The organism is Roseomonas sp. GC11 (genome assembly GCF_024437745.1).
Classification (GTDB): Bacteria; Pseudomonadota; Alphaproteobacteria; order Acetobacterales; family Acetobacteraceae; genus Pseudoroseomonas.
In genome coordinates this window covers 49,983-65,840 of sequence record NZ_JANFNY010000003.1, presented here as the reverse complement: position 1 = coordinate 65,840, position 15,858 = coordinate 49,983, and the positions used below count along the sequence as shown (strand labels likewise).

The following is a 15,858-nucleotide window of genomic DNA, read 5'->3' as shown; positions in this document are numbered from 1 at the left end:
GTTATCACTCGCGAGTCGGGGGTGGCTTATAAGGTAAACGGGACTGATCCGTCCAGTTTTTCCATATTGACCACGGGAAGAGGCTGACGGGAAGCACTCCCGCATGGGATCTGGAGCAGGATCAGGCTCCAGAGCGGGCGCCAGCACCCGGCCGGTGGCCGGCCAGGACGGAGAAGGAGAGACGCATGAGGCGAGTTCACCGAGGCCCGCCACGCCGGGGCCAGGCCGCGCCCCAAGGCACCCTCCGGGGCGCCCCCTGGGGTGCCCCGCGCGCCCGATGAGCCCCCCGCCCCCCGCCCCCCGCGCAGACCGCCCCCGGACGGGCCGCCCCTCCAAGGGGGAGGCCGCCGGGATGGCCAGCCGGATCATCGACGCCGCGGCGCGGCTCTTCGCCACCCAGGGCTTCGCCGCGACCTCGATGGAGCAGGTCGCGGCGGCCTGCAATGCGGGCAAGGACACGCTCTACCGGCGCTTTCCCTCCAAGGCCGCGCTGTTCAACGCGGTGCTGGAGCGGCTGCGGCTGCGCATCCTGGAGCGCCTCAAGACCGAGATCGCCCCGGCCGGGGGGGGCGGCTGCGCCCTGGCGCGGCTGCGGCAGGTGGCGCGGCTTTTCCTCACCCTCAACCTGGATGCCGAGTTGCTGGCCTACCGGCGCATCGCCTTCACCGAGGGGCTGGTGTTCGGCGCCGCGCGGCCGGAGGCGCCGCCCGCGGCCGACCCCATCCTGGACGAACTGGTCCTGGCGGTGGCCGAGGCGCAGCGCGCCGGGGCGCTGCGGCCCGGCCCGCCCGAGCCCCTGGCCCGGCACCTGCTGCACAGCATCGTCTATGGCCCGACCAACGAGGCGATGCTCGGCCGCGCCCCCGCCGCCGACCCCGCGGCGCAGGAGCGGGAATTCGCGCAGTCCTGGGAGTTTTTCCTGCATGGGGCGGCGCGCGGTGATGCGCCTCTTTGACGGCATGCAATCCGCGGATAAAACCGGCATTGCATGGAGATGAGGCTGGACCATGTCCCCCCCCGCTGACACCCCGGCCTGGCTGCCCAGCCTCGACCGCGCCGCCGGCCCCCTCTATCGCGGCATCGCCGATGCGCTGGAGCGCGACATCCAGGCCGGCCGCGTCGCGCCGGGAACCCGCCTGCCGCCGCAGCGCCTGCTGGCCGCGCGGCTGGGTGTGGACTTCACCACCATCGCCCGCGCCTATGCCGAGGCCGCCCGGCGCGGCCTTGTGGAGGGGCGCGTCGGCCAGGGAACCTTCGTGCGCGGCCCCTGCCCCCTCCGGCCCCGCCCCGCCCTGGCCAGGGCGGCGGGGCCGGAGGGGGGAGGGGCGGCGCCGGCGGCCCGCGCCGCCGATCTCCGCATGAACGCGCCCCCCCTGCCCACGGCCCCCGGCCTGCGGGAGGCGCTGCGGCGCGAGATGGGGGCTTTCGCGGCGACGCTGGATCTGGACCTGCTGCTCCGCTACCGGCCGGTGGGCGGCGGCGCGGCGGAGCGCGAGGCGGGCGCCGCCTGGCTGGCGGGGCGGCTGGAGGTGCCGCCCGGCCGCCTGCTGGTCTGCGCCGGGGCCCAGGGCGCGCTGCTCGCCCTGCTGAGCGTGCTCTGCGAGCCTGGCGACCTGCTGTGCTGCGAGGCCCTGACCTATCCGGGCTTCCGCAGCCTCGCGGCGCATCTGCGGCTGCGGCTGGCGCCGCTGGCCATGGATGGCGCCGGCCTGCTGCCCGAGGCCTTCGAGGCCGCCTGCCGCGCCCATCGCCCGCGCGCGCTCTATTGCACCCCCACCCTGCACAACCCCACCACCGCGACCCTGCCCCCGGAGCGGCGCCGGGCGCTGGTGGCGATCGCGCGCCGGCATGGCGTGCCGATCATCGAGGATGACGCCTATGGCGCCCTCGCGCCGCAGGCACCGCCGCCGCTGGCGGCCCTGGCGCCGGAGGCGGTCTATTATGTGGGGGGGCTGGCCAAGCCGGTCTCGCCGGCGCTGCGCATCGCCTATCTCGCCGTGCCCGAGCCGCGCCCGCTGCCCCGCCTCGCCGCCGCCATCCGGGCGACGACGGGCATGGCCTCGCCGCTGGCCGCCGCGCTGGCCACCCGCTGGATCGGCAATGGCCTCGCCGCCGCCATCACCGCGGGCATCCGGGAGGAGACGGCGGCGCGGCAGGCCATCGCCCGCGCGCTGCTGCCGCCGGGGCTGCTGGCCACCGATCCCGCCGCCTTCCATCTCTGGCTGCGCATGCCGGAGGGCTGGAGCCGGGGGGAGTTCCTGGCGCGCCTGCGCCCGGGCAGCCTCGGCCTTGTCGGCAGCGATGGCTTCGCCGTCGCCGCGCCGCCCGAGGCCGTCCGCGTCGGGTTGGGCGCGGCGGAGGACCGGCAGAGCCTGCGCGCCGGCCTGTCCCAGGTGGCGGAGCTGCTCGCCGAAGGGCCGGCCCTCTCCTCGCTGATCGTATGAAGGGCGACGCAGTCCAATTGAATGCATTCAATTTGACAGTGAATGCCTCGGAGGAGCATTCAATCTCTCCTTGAATGCAGGCATTGCTCCGCCGAGGGAGCAGGCCAAAGGAGCCAGCGATGTCATCCGACCCGGAGTGGCCGCCTCTTCCCCCCCTGCGCACCGGCCTGCGCGGCCGCTGCCCGCGCTGCGGGCAGGGCCATATGTTCCGCGGCTTCCTGGCGCTGCGCGCCCGCTGCGAGGTCTGCGGCCTGGATTATTCCTATGCCGACCCGGCCGATGGCCCCGCCTTCTTCGTCATCTGCTTCGCCTGCGTCCCCAGCGTCATCCTGGCGCTCTGGCTGGAGGCGAAATTCGCGCCCGCCAACTGGGTGCATCTCGTCACCACGCTGCCCTTCATGCTGCTGACCTGCATTCCGCCCTTGCGGCCGCTGAAAGGCTGGCTCGTGGCCAGCCAGTTCTTCTTCAAGGCGGAGGAAGCCCGTTTCGGCGCCCCTGCCCCGAAGGACCCCCGCTGAACGGCGATCACCTGGCGCCAACGGATGGGTTTCCAAAGGCCTCAGGCCTTTGGTGGGGAGAGTTTGAGAGGGGCGAAGCCCCTCTCAAGGGGAGCGGGCTGTCTTCCCAGGCCGTTTCTCAACCGGCCCGCAGCGCCGGCGCCGCCTGCCGTTCCACCTGGCGCATCCCCTGGCGGGCGGTCAGCGCCGCCAGCAGGGCGGCGGCCAGCAGCAGGCCGGCGCTGGAGCCGAAGGTGGCCACAGGGCCGCTGGTGTCGAACAGGATGCCGCCGACCACCGCGCCGGCGGTGATGGCCAGCTGCGCCACGGCCACCATCAGGCCGCCGCCGATCTCGGCCTCGTCCGGCAGCGTCCGCGCCACCCAGGTCCACCAGCCGACGGGGGCGGAGGTCGCGAAGAGGCCCCACAGCCCGAGCAGCACCGCGATCATGGCCACCCCGCCCCCCGGCAGCAGGAGCGCCGCGGCGATGAGCGCCATCAGCAGCGGAATGACGGTGAGGGTGCGGTAGAGCCCGCCCTGGAGGAAGCGGCCGATCAGCGAGGTGCCGATGAAGCCGGTGACGCCCATCGCCAGCAGCAGCAGCGACAGCGTCGCCACATCGACATGCGCCACCGTCTCCAGGAAGGGCCGCAGATAGGTGAAGAGGGCGAATTGCCCCATGAAGAAGAGGCTGAGCGCGGCCATGCCGGAGGCGACGACCGGGCGGCGCAGCACGCGGAAGATGCCGCCGATGTTGGTGCGCCCCTGTGCCTGCATCGCCGGCAGGCTGGCCATCTGCCAGACGAGGACGATGGCCGCGACCGGCACGACGAAGAAGAAGGCGCCGCGCCAGCCGATCAGCCCGCCGAGGAAGCTGCCGAGTGGCGCCGCCACCACCGTGGCCAGCGCATTGCCGCCATTCAGGATGGCCAGGGCGCGGGGGACCTTGTCCTCCGGCACCAGCCGCATGGCCGTGGCGGCGGACATCGACCAGAAGCCGCCGATGACGATGCCGATGAGCGCGCGCCCCAGCATGAAGATCTCATAATTCGGCGCGAGGGCGACGACCGCGCCGGAGAGCATCATCACCCCGGTCAGGCCGAGCAGCAGCCGCTTGCGGTCGAGATCGCCGGCCAGCACGGAGATGAACAGGCTGGTCAGCACGGCGAAGGCGCCGGAGACGGAAATGGCCTGCCCCGCCTGGCCCTCGGTGATGTGCAGGTCTGCGGCGATCGGCGTCAGCAGGCTGACCGGCATGAATTCGGAGGCGATCAGGGCGAAGGCCCCGAGGGAAAGCGCGAAGACGCCCCCCCAGGACGGGGCGCGGGCCGCCCCGGCGGCGCCGCTGGTCGGGGAGGACATAGGCTGCATCGGGCATGGACCTCATGGCGCGCGGCATGGCGAAGCGCGCCGCGGGGCACCGCTTCAGGCCGGCAGGATGAAAAGGGCGCTGTTGACCGGGTTTCCCGCGTGGCGGAGCACGCCATGCCGGCGGCATGGCCCGCCCCTGGCGAGGCCGCCCCGATCCGCCTGTGGTTGCAGAGTAAGCGGCGGGCCCCGGGGCCACTAGGCGGGTGAATCCGCTTGGGATTATGCCGCAGCGCCATGAATGCCCGCCCATGGCGGGAGAGGCGCGGCGGGGTGGCCTCAGCCTGCCGCCACCCCGCCGCGCGCGGCCAGGATGAGGCGGAACAGCGCCTCGGCCGCCGGCGAGAGGCTCTCATTGCGCCGCCGCACGAGGGCCAGGGCGCGGCGCAGCACCGGCTCCACCAGCGGCACCTCGACCAGCCCGGCGCGCAGCTTGCCGTGCTGCTGGGCGGCGGGGAGGATGGCTGCGGCCATGCCCGTCGCCGCGATGGCGATGGCGCTTGGCGTGTTCTCCACCACGAAGCGGCTGCGCAGGGGCAGGCCGGCGCGGAGGAACTGCTGCTCGACCAGCAGGCGGTTGCCGCTCGTGCCGCCCAGCGTCACCAGGTCATGCCCCGCGAGCTCCGCCCAGGGCACCGCCGCCCGCCCGGCCAGGGCATGGGCCGGGTGGCAGACGAGGACGAGCGGGTCCGTCGAGAGCAGGTCCTCCACCAGATCGGCCTGCGCGCCCTGCATGATGTGGATGCCGAATTCCGCCGCCCCGCCGCGCACCGCCTCCGTCACCGCCGTGCCGGAGCGCTCCACCAGCATGACGCGGTTGCCGGGAAAGCGCCGGGCATAGTCGGCCAGCAGGCCGGGCAGGCGCTCATAGGCCACGGCCGGCATGGTCGCCAGGGTGACATCGCCGGCGGAGAGGCGCGAGGTGGTGCGCAGCCTTTGCAGACCATGCGTCAGCTCCTCCACCACGCGGCGGGCGAGGGGGAGGAAGTCGCGCCCCGCCGCCGTCAGCCCGGTGCGCCGTGTCGTGCGGTCGAGCAGCGGCAGGCCGACATAGGCTTCCAGCCGCTGAATGCGGCGGGTGAGCCCCGTCTGCGTCAGCCCCAGCCGGTCCGCCGCGCGGCTGAAGCTGCCCAGCTCCGCCACCAGGACGAAGGCCTGGATGTCGTCCATCGGCAGGTGCATGAAGCTTGCTCATCAATCAATGCCATTAATGCATTATACGCGGGGTGTGGTTTTTGCCAGAGTGGCGGGCAAGAGGAAGCGCCGCGCCAGGCGCCGCCGAGGAAGCCATGGCCCAGGACAGCCCCCCGCCGCGCGCCTGCGACGCGCATCTGCATGTGATCGACGGCCGCTTCCCCGGCGCCGGCCCTTCCACGGGCCCCACCACTGGCCCCACCACTGGCCCCACCACTGGCCCCACCACTGGCCCCACCACTGGGCAGAGCCTGGCCGAGTATCGTGCCGTGCAGCAGCGCCTGGGCCTCTCCCGCGCCGTGCTGGTGCAGGCCAAGCATCACGGCTTTGATCCGGCCTGCCTGCTCGATGCCCTGGCCGCGCTGGGCGGGGCCGGGCGGGGCATCGCCGTGGCGCAGCCCGGAATCAGCGAGGCCGAACTCGCCCGCCTCGATGCCGGTGGCGTGCGCGGCCTGCGCTTCAGCCTTTGGAACCCCGCCGATGCGCCGGTGAGTGCGGCGATGCTGGCGCCACTCGCCGCGCGCATCGCCCCCCTTGGCTGGCATGTGCAGCTGCACCTGATGGCGGAGCAGATCCTGGACCTCGCCCCGCTGATCGAGGCGCTGCCCTGCCCCGTCGTCTTCGACCATATGGCGCGCCTGCCGCCGGGGCAGGGGGCGGCGCACCCGGCCTTCGCCCGGGTCGCGCGCTGGATGCAGGCGGGGCGCGCCTGGGTGAAGCTCTCGGGCGCCTATCTCAACACGGCGGAAGGCCCGCCCTATGCCGATGCCGGGCGCATCGCCCGCGCCTTCATCGCCGAGGCGCCGGAGCGCCTCGTCTGGGGCAGCGACTGGCCGCATGTCACCGAGCGGCACAAGCCCGATGCCGCCGCCCTCCTCGCCCTGCTCGCCGACTGGGCCGGGGCGCGGCGGGCCGCGCGCATCCTCTGCGAGAATCCCGCCGCGCTCTACGGTTTTACCGGGCAGGACTGAACGCCATGACCCTCGCCTCGCTCCGCGCCATGCGCAGCAAGCTCTTCCTGCCCGGCAGCCGGCCGGAGCTGTTCGCCAAGGGTGAAGCCTCCGCCGCCGATGCGCTGAGCTTCGATCTGGAGGATTCGGTGGCGCCCGCGCGCAAGGCCGAGGCGCGCGCCGCCGTGGCCGCCGCCCTGCGCGCCCGCGCCGCCGCCCCGGCCACGGGCGGCAAACTCGCCATCGTGCGCGTCAACGCGGCGGAGACGCCGCATTTCGCGGCCGATATCGCCGCCATCCTTGGCCCGGGGCTGGATGCCATCAACCTGCCGATGGTCGAGGATGCCGCCGGGCTGCGTGCCGCCATCGCGCAGATCGCGGCGGCGGAACAGGCGGCGGGCCTGCCGCCCTGTGCCATTCTTGCGAATATCGAAACGCCGCGCGGGCTGCGCTGCGCGGCCGAGATCGCCACGGCGCATCCGCGCATCGCCGGATTGCAGATCGGCTATGGCGATCTCTTCGAGCCTTTCGGCATCGCGCGCGATGAGGAGGTGGCCTTGCAGCAGGTGCGGCTGGCGGTGCGCCTGGCCGCTGCCGAGGCGCGTATTCCGGCTTTTGACGGGGCGCTCGCCGCCATTGCCGCGCCGGAGCGCTGCACCGCCGAGGCCGTGGCCGCGCGGCGCCTCGGCTTCGCCGGCAAATCCTGCATCCATCCGAGCCAGATCGCCCTCGTCAATGCCGCCTTCGCCCCCGGGCCACAGGAGATCGCCCATGCCGCCCGTGTGGTCGCCGCGGCCGAGGCGGCGGAGGCGCAGGGCATCGGCGCCTATACCGTCGATGGCCAGATGGTGGATGCGCCCTTCGTCGCCAGCGCGCGCGCGGTGCTCGACCTTGCCCGCCGCCTTGGCCTCATGCGCGGAGAGGCGGTTTGAGGATGCCCTGGAGCGAGTCCCCCCTCAAACACCCCCCTTCCATCGGGTTTCCAAAGGCCTCAGGCCTTTGGTGGGGAGAGTTTGAGAGGGGCGAAGCCCCTCTCAACGCCACGCGCCCTCTCTTCCAACGGTCTCCAAGAAAAAAACCAGGAGGAACCACAAGAATGTCCCGCACCATCCCAGGCCGCCGCGCGCTGCTGCGCGCCGGGCTGGCCGCCCCGCTCATCCTGCCCGGCCTGGCCCGCGCGCAGGGTGCCTGGCCGGCCCGGCCCGTGCGCGTCATCGTCCCCTTCACCCCTGGCGGCTCGAATGACGCCGTGGCACGGCCGCTCGCGGAGCATCTCTCACGCCGCCTTGGCCAGCCCTTCGTTGTCGAGAACAGGCCCGGTGCCGGCAGCACGCTGGGAACGGCCGAGGTGGCGCGCTCGCCGGCGGATGGTCTGACGCTGCTCGTCACCTCCTCCACCTTCGCGACCAGCGCGGCGACGCAGCGCACGCCCTATGATGCCACAGGCGATCTCGAGGGCGTCGCCCTCTGCGCCACGGCGCCGCTGCTCGTGCTGGCCAACAGGGAATTCCCGCCCAACAATCTGGCTGAACTGGCCGCCTATCTGCGCGCCAATCCCGGCAAGGTGGATTACGGCTCGGCCGGGCCGGGCAGCATCAACCAGCTCGCGGCCGAATTGTTCGCGCAGCGCGCTGGCGGGCTGAAGCTGGTGCATATTCCCTATCGCGGCATGGGGCCGGCCACCACCGATCTGGTGGCGGGCAATATCCAGCTGCTCTTCACCACCGTGCCTTCCGCCGCCGGTCTCGTGAAGGAGCGCTCCGCGAAGATCCTGGGCTGGACTGCGGAGAACCGGCCGGAGGGCCTGCCCGCCGCGCCCACGCCGAAGGAGAGCGGGATCGACTACAGCGCGGAGATCTGGTGGGGCCTGCTGGCCCGCCGCGGCACGCCGCCCGAGATCCTGCGCCGGCTCAACGAGGTGGCGAACGAGGCGCTGCTGGAAGGCCGCCTCGCCAGCTATCTCCGCAGCGAGGGCGCGGCCCCGGCGCAGCAGGATGCCCGCGCCTTTGACCGCTTCCTCCGTGAGGATCTGGCGCGCTGGCGCCAGGTGGCCGAAACCGCGCAGATCCGGATCGACTGAGCATGAGCGAACGCCCTGCCCCCCGCCTCGCCCGCAAAGCCTTCGACCCCGCCGCGCGCGGCGCGCTCGATGGGGTGCGGGTGCTGGACCTCGCCCGCCTCGTCGCCGGCAATACGCTCAGCATGGTGCTGGCCGACCACGGCGCCGAGGTCATCAAGGTCGAGCCGCCGGAGGGCGATACCCTGCGGGCCTGGAAGGTGCAGGGCGTCGAGACCTCGTGGAAAAGCTGGTGCCGCAACAAGAAAAGCATCTGCCTCGACCTGCGCAGCGACGAGGCGCGGGCGGTGCTGCACCGCCTCGTGGCCGGGGCGGGGATGCTGCTGGAGAGCTTCCGCCCCGGCGTGCTGGAGGCCATGGGCCTGGCGCCGGAGGTGCTGCACGCCATCAACCCCGCCCTGGTGATCGTGCGCATCAGCGGCTGGGGGCAGGATGGCCCCTTCCGCCACAAGCCGGGTTTCGGCACGCTGGTGGAAGGCTATTCCGGCTTCGCCGCCGTCAACGGCTTTCCGGACCGCGAGCCTGTGCTGCCACCGATGTTCATGGGCGATTGCTATGCCGGGCTCTATGGCGCGGCCTCGGCCATGATCGCGCTGCGCCACGCGGAGCGGACGGGGCAGGGGCAGGTGATCGACCTCTCCCTGATCGACCCGATGCTCGCGGTGATGGACCCCCAGGCGGCGAATTACCGGCTGACCGGGCGGCTCAAGCAGCGCACCGGCAGCCGCAGCACCAACACCGCGCCGCGCAATGCCTACCAGACGCGCGATGGCGGCTGGGTCTGCCTCTCCTCCTCCACCCAGGGCATGACGGAGAAGCTGCTGCGCAGCATCGGCCGGGCGGAGCTGATCGAGGATCCGCGCTTCCGCACCAATCCTGACCGGCTGCGGAACTGGCAGGAGTTGGATGCCATCATCGGCGGTTTCATCGGCGCGCGCGACAAGGCCGAGGTGCTGGCGCATTTCGATGCCGCCGGCGTGACCATCGGCCCGATCATGACCGCGGCCGACCTGCTGGAGGATGAGTATGTCGCCGCGCGCGAAGCGCTGATCGAAGTGCCGGACGCGGATATGCCCGATGGCGTCGTGCCGATGCATGGCATGGTGCCGCGCCTCTCGGCCACGCCCGGCATCCTGGCCCGCCCGGCGCCACGCCTCGGCGAGCACAATGACGCGATCCTCCGCCCGGCCCTCGGCGAGGCGGAATATGCGCGGCTCACCGCCCGGGGCGTGATCCGCGCGCAGGAAACACGGGAAGGAACACGGACATGAAGGCTTTGAACCGGCGCGGCCTGCTCGCCACGGCTGCCGCCACCCTCGCGCCCCTGCCGCTGCGCGCGCAGGAATCCTGGCCGGCGCGGCCGGTGCGCATCGTCGTCAGCTATGGCGCGGGTGGCGCGGTGGACACCGTGGCGCGGCTGGTCTTCACCGGGCTGGGGGCGAAGCTCGGCCAGGGCTTCGTCATCGAGAACCGCGCCGGCGCGGGCGGTACGCTCGCGGCCAACAGCGTCGCGCAGGCGCGCCCCGATGGCTATACCTTCCTCGACGACGCCAGCGGCTTCGCCATCAATGCCAGCCTGATGCCGCGCCTGCCCTATGACCCGCGCCGGCAGTTCACGCCGGTGGCTGGCCTCGTCACCGTGCCGAATGTGCTGCTGCTCGGCCCCGCCTGCCCGGCGCGCGATGTCGCGGAACTGGTCGCCCTGGCGCGGGCGCGCGGCACGGAGATCACCTGCGCCAGCACCGGCACCGGCTCGTCCCAGCATCTCGGGCTGGAATTGTTCAACCGCATGGCGGGCGTGGAGATCACGCATATTCCCTATCGCGATGCGCCGGCCGCGCAGAATGACCTGCGCGCGGGCCGCATCGCGATGATTGTCTCCACGGCGACCTCCGCCCTGCCGCTGCACGGGCAGGAGGGCATCCGCGTCATCGCCCATGGCGGGCAGCAGGAGATCGAGAAGCTGCCCGGCGTGCCGCCCGTCGGCGCGACCCTCGCCGGCTACCAGAGCCTCGAATGGCAGGGCCTCTTCGCCCCCGCCGGCACGCCCGCGGCCATCCTCGCCACGCTGAACGCCGCGCTGCGCGAGAGCCTGGCCGCGCCCGAGACGCGCGCGCGCCTCGCCGTGCTGGGGGCCAGCCCCATGGCCCTCTCCCAGGCCGCCTTCGCCACCTTCGTCGAGGCGGAGATGGAGAAATGGGGCCGCCTGATCCGCGAGGCGGGGATCAGCGCGGGGTGAACGGGGCCGCGCCTTTCGGCGCGGCCGGGATGGAGGGGGCTTCGCCCCCGCAAAGGCCCCTCCTTCCTTCCTTTGGGCAGGGGGCGGGCTCCCCCGCACCCGCCTTCGGTTTTCAGGGCTTTGGGCGCCTGCTCAGCGCAGCACCGCCAGCCCGTCCGCCGCGCGGGTGCCGTGGCCCTCGGGCAGCACGAAGAGCGGGTTGATCTCCGCCTCCACCAGCCTCTCCCCGGCGGCGCCGGCCATGGCGGCGAAGGCCAGCACGGCCTCCACCAGCGCCGGCACATCCGCCACGGGGGCGCCGCGATAGCCGCGCAGCAGGCGGCTGGCCTTCAGCTCCTCCACCATGGCCTCAGCATCGGCGCGGGTGATCGGCAGCAGGCGCAGGCTGGTATCCTGGAAGAGCTCCGCCGCGACGCCCCCGGCGCCCAGCAGGAGCACCGGCCCCAGCTGCGGGTCGCGGTGGAAGCCCAGGATCATCTCCACCCCGCCGCGGATGCGCTCCTGCACCAGGAAGCCCTCGGGCGCGGGGGCGCCGGCGGCCGCCAGCCGCCGCAGCATCGCGGCGCAGGCCTCCGGCACCTCCCCGGCGGAGAGGCCCACGCGCACACCGCCGAGCTCGCTCTTGTGCGCGATGGCGCGGGAGAGCAGCTTCAGCACCACCTCGCCCCCCATCGCCCGCGCGGCGGCGGCGGCTTGCGCGGCATCGGCCGCCACCTGCTCGCGCACCACGGGGAGGCCGAAGCGGGCGAAGAGGGCCTTGCTCTCCGCCTCGTTGAGCGGGCCGCAGGGCAGCCCGGCGAGGGCCGCGGCTTCCTCCCGCACCGGCTCCTCCCGCACCGGCTCCGGCGGCGGAGGCAGGGGCGCGCCGTGCAGGGCGCGCAGCATGGTGGCGCAGCTTTCCGGCGTGGCGAAGGCGGGGATGCCCCGGCCGTTCAGCAGCCGCACCAGATGCGGCGCGTGCGGGCTGACATAGGCCAGCACAGGCTTCTCGCTGCGCGCCTGGCAGGCCAGGATGGCCTCCGTCACGATCTCCGGCGTGGCCAGGGCGGAAGAGCCCACCACCACCACCGCCGCGTCATGGGCCGGGCTGTCGAGCAGCGCGGCGAGCGCCCCGGTGAACAGATCGGTCCGCAGCCCGGCCAGGGTGACATCCACCGGGTTGCGCGCCATGGCGGCCGCCTCCTCGCCGAGCAGCGCGGCGAGGCGCCCGGCCGTCTCCGCCTCCAGCGCCGGCAGGTCGAGCCCCATCAGGCCGCATTGATCCGCCAGCAGCGTGCCGGCGCCGCCGGTGGAGGTCAGGATGGCGGCGCGCCGCCCCGCCATGCGCCGCCCCGCCGCGAGCGCTGCGGGAATATCGAGCAGGTCGTTGAAGCTCTGGGCGCGGATGACGCCGCATTGCCGGAACAGCGCGTCATAGACGCGGTCCGCCCCCGCCAGCGCGCCGGTATGCGACACCGCCGCCCGCGCCCCGGATTCCGAGCGGCCGACCTTGTAGACCACGATGGACTTGCCAAGTTCGGCGGCGCGCCGCGCGGCGCGGCGGAAGGCCTCCGGCCGGCGCAGCCCCTCCATATAGACGGCGATGACGCGGGTGGCCTCGTCCTCCACCAGATGCGCGATCATCTCGCTGCTGTCGAGATCGGCCTCGTTGCCGGTGGAGACCAGCTTGGCGAAGCCGATGCCGCGATCCGCCGCGCGCGACAGCAGCGCGCCCAGGATGCCGCCGCTCTGCGACACCACCGAGATGCAGCCGGAGGCCAGCCCGCCCACCTCCAGCGCCCCGCTGGCGGAGAGCGTCATGCCATCGGTCAGGTTCACCAGCCCGATGGTGTTGGGGCCGAGCAGCCGCATGCCGCCCGCCGCCTCCTTCAGCGCCCGCTGCCGCAGCGCGCCTTCCTCCCCCGCCTCGCCATAGCCGCTGGCCAGCACGATGGCGGCGCGGCAGCCGCGGGCGGCCAGGTCGCGCACCGCCGCCTCGGCACGCCCGGCGCCGAGCAGCACGATGGCGGCATCCGGCGCGGCCGGCAGCGCCGCCACATCCGGGTAGCAGGGCAGGCCGGCGATGCTCTCGGCACGCGGGTTCACCGGCCAGATGGCGCCGGAAAAGCCGTGCCGGCGCAGATAGCCGAGGGGGCGGCCGGTCATCTTCGTGGTATCGGCCGAGGCGCCGATCACCGCGACGCTGCGCGGGCGGAGCAGGGCGTCGATGGCGCTCATCAGCCGGCCTCCCCCGCCCCGCCCCGCGCGGCGCGGCGGCGCGCCACCCCCTCCAGGAAGGCGGCGACGGCCTCCTGGTGCTCGCGCGAGCTGTAGCAGATGGCCTGGGCCTGGCTGCCCAGGGAGAACACCTGCTCAACCGGAAGCTCGAAGCTCTGGTCGAGGATGGTCTTGCTCAGCGCCAGCGCCGCCGGGGCGCCTTGCCCCAGTTCGGCGGCCCAGGCCCGCGCCTCCGCCAGCAGCGTGGCGGCGGGCGCGATGCGGTCGATCATGCCGATGCGCAGCGCCTCCTCCGGCTCCACCGTGCGGCCGGAGAAGATCAGCTCCTTGGCGCGGGAGAGGCCGACGCGGCGCGGCAGGAAATACATGCCGCCGCCATCGGGGATGAGGCCGCGCAGGATATAGCTCATGGCGAGGCGCGCGGTGTCGGCGGCGATGATGAAGTCGCAGCACAGCGCCACGTCGCAGCCCAGCCCGGTGGCCGCGCCGTTGACGGCGGCGATGGTCGGCTTGGGCAGGGCGTGCAGCATGGCGATGGCGTGGTGCGTGCGCTGCTGGCGGCGCCAGCCATTCAGCGCCACCTCGCCGGGCGGGACGGCCAGGCGCGCCTGCATCGCCTTCACATCGCCACCGGCGCAGAAGCCCTGCCCGGCGCCGGTGACCACCAGGGCGCGGATGCTGTCGGTCCGGGCCACATGGTCGAGCGCGGCCATCAGCTCGGCGCGCATGGCGTCGTCCATGGCATTGCGCGCGGCGGGGCGGTTGAGGGTCAGCACGGCCACCGGGCCATCGGCGCGCAGCAGGATGGCGGCGGCATCCGGGTCCGCGGCGGGCAGGGCGGTGGGCAGGGCGGTGGGCGCGGCGGCGGGGGAGGGCAGGGACATCGGAGCAATCCTTGTCAGGCTTTGGCGGCGGCGTTCAGCGGCCGCGGCAGGGGTGCGCCCTCGTTCCAGGCCCGCAGGCATTCCACCGCCCCCTCGAAGTACTGGCGGAAGTTCTGCTGCGTGACATAGCCGAGATGCGGCGTCAGGAGCGTGTTCGGCGCGCGCAGGATGGGGTCCGTGGCGGCGATCGGCTCGGGGTCGTGCGTGTCGATGGCGGCGCCGCCCAGAGGGCCGCCGTGCAGCGCGGCGACCAGCGCGGCATGCTCCACCAGCGGGCCGCGCGCGGTGTTCACCAGCAGCGCGCCCGGGCGCATCAGCGCCAGCTCCGCCGCGCCGACGATGCCGCGCGTGGCGGGGCCGAGGCCGAGATGCAGCGTCACGATATCGGCCTGGCGGAACAGCGCGTCCTTGCTGACCAGGGTGGCGCCGGCGGCCTCGGCGGTGGCCGCCGTCATGTTCGGGCTCCAGGCCAGCAGGCGCATGCCGAAGGCGCGGCCGATGGCGGCGACGCCCGTGCCGATGCGGCCCAGCCCGGCGATGCCGAGCACCGCCCCCTCCAGCCCGAGCCAGGCCCCGCGCTGCCATCCGCCCTGCCGCAGGCTCTGCTCCTGCTGCGGGATGCGGCGCGCCAGGGCGAGGATCAGGCCCCAGGTCAGTTCCACCGTCGGCGAGGCGAGGGAGGGCGTGCCGCAGACGGCGATGCCGGCGGCGTCGCAGGCCCCGGTATCGAGGCTGCGGTTGCGCATGCCGGCGGTGACCACCAGCCGCAGCGCGGGCAGGCGCCGCACCAGCGAGGCGGGAAAGGCGCTGCGCTCGCGGATCAGCACCACGGCATCGGCGGCCTCGGCCCGCAGCCGCGCGGCCAGGGCTTTCTCCTCCAGCTTCTGGGTCAGGATGGTGACGGGCAGGCCGGACCAGTCGGCCGCGCCCGGCGCGGCCTCGCCGTAATCATCCAGCACCAGGATGCGGCGGAGCGGGGGGCGCGGCATCATTCGGCCCGGATGCCGGCGCGGGTCACGACATCCTGCCACCGCCGGCGGTCCGCCGCGAGGAAGCGGGCATAGTCGGCGGGGTCGGGGCTGGGCTCGACCCCCACGCCTTCCTCGGCGAGGCGCTGCCGCGCGGCGGGGTCGGCCAGGGTGGCGTTCAGCGCCGCGTGCAGCGCCGCCACCCGCTCCGCCGGGATGCCCGCCGGGCCCAGCAGCCCGTACCAGGTGGAGGAGAGAAGGTTGGGAAAGCCCTGCTCCGGCGTGGCCGGCACCCCGGGCAGGATGTCGAGGCGCTGCGGCGCGGCCACCGCCAGGGCGCGCAGCCCGCCTGCCGCGATGTGTGGCCGCAGCGGCGCCGCCGCGTTGGTCAGGATCTGGACGCGCCCGGCCAGCACATCGGTGATGGCGGGGCCGGTGCCGCGATAGGGGATGTGCACCATCTCGGCGCCGAATTCGAGGCCGAGCATGGCCCCCAGCACATGGCCCGTGGTGCCCACCCCCGGGCTGGCATAGGAGAGCGGCGGCCGGGCGCGGCGGGCCAGGCCCGCCAATTCGCCGAGGGTGGCGGCCTCCACCTTCGGGTGCACGGTGATGACATTGGGCGCCTGGCCGATGAAGCCGATGGGCGCGAAGTCGCGCAGGATGTCGTAGGGCACGCGCGGCTGCACGAGGCTGCTGATGAGGAAGCTGCCGCTGCCGCCGAGCAGCAGCGTGTAGCCATCCCGCGGCGCCGTCGCCACGGCCTCGTTGCCGAGCACGCCGCCGGCGCCGCCACGGTTCTCCACGACGAAGCTCTGGCCGAGCCGCGCGCCCATGCCTTCCGCCACGACGCGGCCGACAATGTCGTTGCTGCCCCCGGTGGCGAAGGGGATGACGAGGCGCAGCGGCCTTTCCGTCGGGCGCCAGGGCGGCGCGCCCTGGGCCAGGACGGCGGGGGCGCGCAGGGCGGGGAGTGCGGGCAGCAGCAGCAGGGCGGCGCGGCGCTTCATGGGTGGGGA

The 15,858-nt window shown here is 73.6% G+C and carries 14 protein-coding genes; 8 read left to right on the top strand and 6 right to left on the bottom strand.

Features of this window, described 5'->3' with window-relative positions; translation table 11 throughout:
* Positions 1 to 352: 352 nt before the first annotated feature.
* The 3 genes from NON00_RS01740 to NON00_RS01730 all read left to right on the top strand — a co-directional run bounded on the left by NON00_RS01740 (position 353) and on the right by NON00_RS01730 (position 2,962).
* A complete protein-coding gene (locus tag NON00_RS01740) occupies positions 353 to 955 on the top strand; it encodes a TetR/AcrR family transcriptional regulator (RefSeq protein ID WP_256017017.1) in 603 nt (200 codons plus the stop codon).
* A 52-nt stretch (positions 956 to 1,007) separates the two neighbouring features.
* Positions 1,008 to 2,444, top strand: a complete 1,437-nt coding sequence (locus NON00_RS01735; protein WP_256017015.1) for a PLP-dependent aminotransferase family protein — start codon at positions 1,008 to 1,010, stop codon at positions 2,442 to 2,444.
* 119 nt (positions 2,445 to 2,563) lie between these two features.
* Positions 2,564 to 2,962, top strand: a complete 399-nt coding sequence (locus tag NON00_RS01730) for a DUF983 domain-containing protein (protein ID WP_256017012.1) — start codon at positions 2,564 to 2,566, stop codon at positions 2,960 to 2,962.
* Between the two features lie 118 nt (positions 2,963 to 3,080).
* Here NON00_RS01730 and NON00_RS01725 read toward each other — a convergent pair whose 3' ends face one another.
* On the bottom strand, positions 3,081 to 4,313 hold the full coding sequence (locus NON00_RS01725; RefSeq protein WP_256017010.1) for an MFS transporter: 1,233 nt from the start codon (positions 4,311 to 4,313) through the stop codon (positions 3,081 to 3,083).
* A gap of 276 nt (positions 4,314 to 4,589) precedes the next feature.
* Positions 4,590 to 5,492: a LysR family transcriptional regulator gene (locus tag NON00_RS01720; protein WP_256017007.1), complete on the bottom strand. Its 903-nt coding sequence runs from the start codon at positions 5,490 to 5,492 to the stop codon at positions 4,590 to 4,592.
* A 107-nt stretch (positions 5,493 to 5,599) separates the two neighbouring features.
* Here NON00_RS01720 and NON00_RS01715 point away from each other — a divergent pair, with 107 nt between their 5' ends.
* The 5 genes from NON00_RS01715 to NON00_RS01695 all read left to right on the top strand — a co-directional run bounded on the left by NON00_RS01715 (position 5,600) and on the right by NON00_RS01695 (position 10,770).
* On the top strand, positions 5,600 to 6,475 hold the full coding sequence (locus NON00_RS01715) for an amidohydrolase (RefSeq protein WP_256017004.1): 876 nt from the start codon (positions 5,600 to 5,602) through the stop codon (positions 6,473 to 6,475).
* Positions 6,476 to 6,480: 5 nt separating this feature from the next.
* The gene (locus NON00_RS01710) at positions 6,481 to 7,386 is read left to right on the top strand and encodes a CoA ester lyase (RefSeq protein WP_256017001.1); all 906 of its coding nucleotides are present in this window, start codon (positions 6,481 to 6,483) and stop codon (positions 7,384 to 7,386) included.
* A gap of 164 nt (positions 7,387 to 7,550) precedes the next feature.
* Positions 7,551 to 8,534: a tripartite tricarboxylate transporter substrate binding protein gene (locus tag NON00_RS01705; RefSeq protein ID WP_256016998.1), complete on the top strand. Its 984-nt coding sequence runs from the start codon at positions 7,551 to 7,553 to the stop codon at positions 8,532 to 8,534.
* Positions 8,535 to 8,536: 2 nt separating this feature from the next.
* On the top strand, positions 8,537 to 9,802 hold the full coding sequence (locus NON00_RS01700; protein ID WP_256016995.1) for a CaiB/BaiF CoA-transferase family protein: 1,266 nt from the start codon (positions 8,537 to 8,539) through the stop codon (positions 9,800 to 9,802).
* Positions 9,799 to 10,770: a tripartite tricarboxylate transporter substrate-binding protein gene (locus NON00_RS01695; protein WP_256016992.1), complete on the top strand. Its 972-nt coding sequence runs from the start codon at positions 9,799 to 9,801 to the stop codon at positions 10,768 to 10,770. Before NON00_RS01700 ends, NON00_RS01695 begins: the two co-directional genes overlap by 4 nt.
* A 132-nt stretch (positions 10,771 to 10,902) precedes the next feature.
* Here the strand turns inward: NON00_RS01695 and NON00_RS01690 are convergent, their stop codons facing one another.
* From NON00_RS01690 to NON00_RS01675, 4 genes are read right to left on the bottom strand one after another with little or no spacing between them, the layout of a single operon-like run.
* Positions 10,903 to 12,987 carry an acetate--CoA ligase family protein gene (locus tag NON00_RS01690; RefSeq protein WP_256016990.1) on the bottom strand — a complete coding sequence of 695 codons (2,085 nt, stop codon included), beginning with the start codon at positions 12,985 to 12,987 and terminating at the stop codon, positions 10,903 to 10,905.
* A complete protein-coding gene (locus NON00_RS01685; protein WP_256016987.1) occupies positions 12,987 to 13,871 on the bottom strand; it encodes an enoyl-CoA hydratase/isomerase family protein in 885 nt (294 codons plus the stop codon). Before NON00_RS01685 ends, NON00_RS01690 begins: the two co-directional genes overlap by 1 nt.
* A gap of 14 nt (positions 13,872 to 13,885) precedes the next feature.
* Positions 13,886 to 14,863: a D-2-hydroxyacid dehydrogenase family protein gene (locus NON00_RS01680; RefSeq protein WP_256016984.1), complete on the bottom strand. Its 978-nt coding sequence runs from the start codon at positions 14,861 to 14,863 to the stop codon at positions 13,886 to 13,888.
* On the bottom strand, positions 14,860 to 15,849 hold the full coding sequence (locus NON00_RS01675; protein WP_256016981.1) for a tripartite tricarboxylate transporter substrate binding protein: 990 nt from the start codon (positions 15,847 to 15,849) through the stop codon (positions 14,860 to 14,862). Before NON00_RS01675 ends, NON00_RS01680 begins: the two co-directional genes overlap by 4 nt.
* Between the last annotated feature and the right edge of the window lie 9 nt (positions 15,850 to 15,858).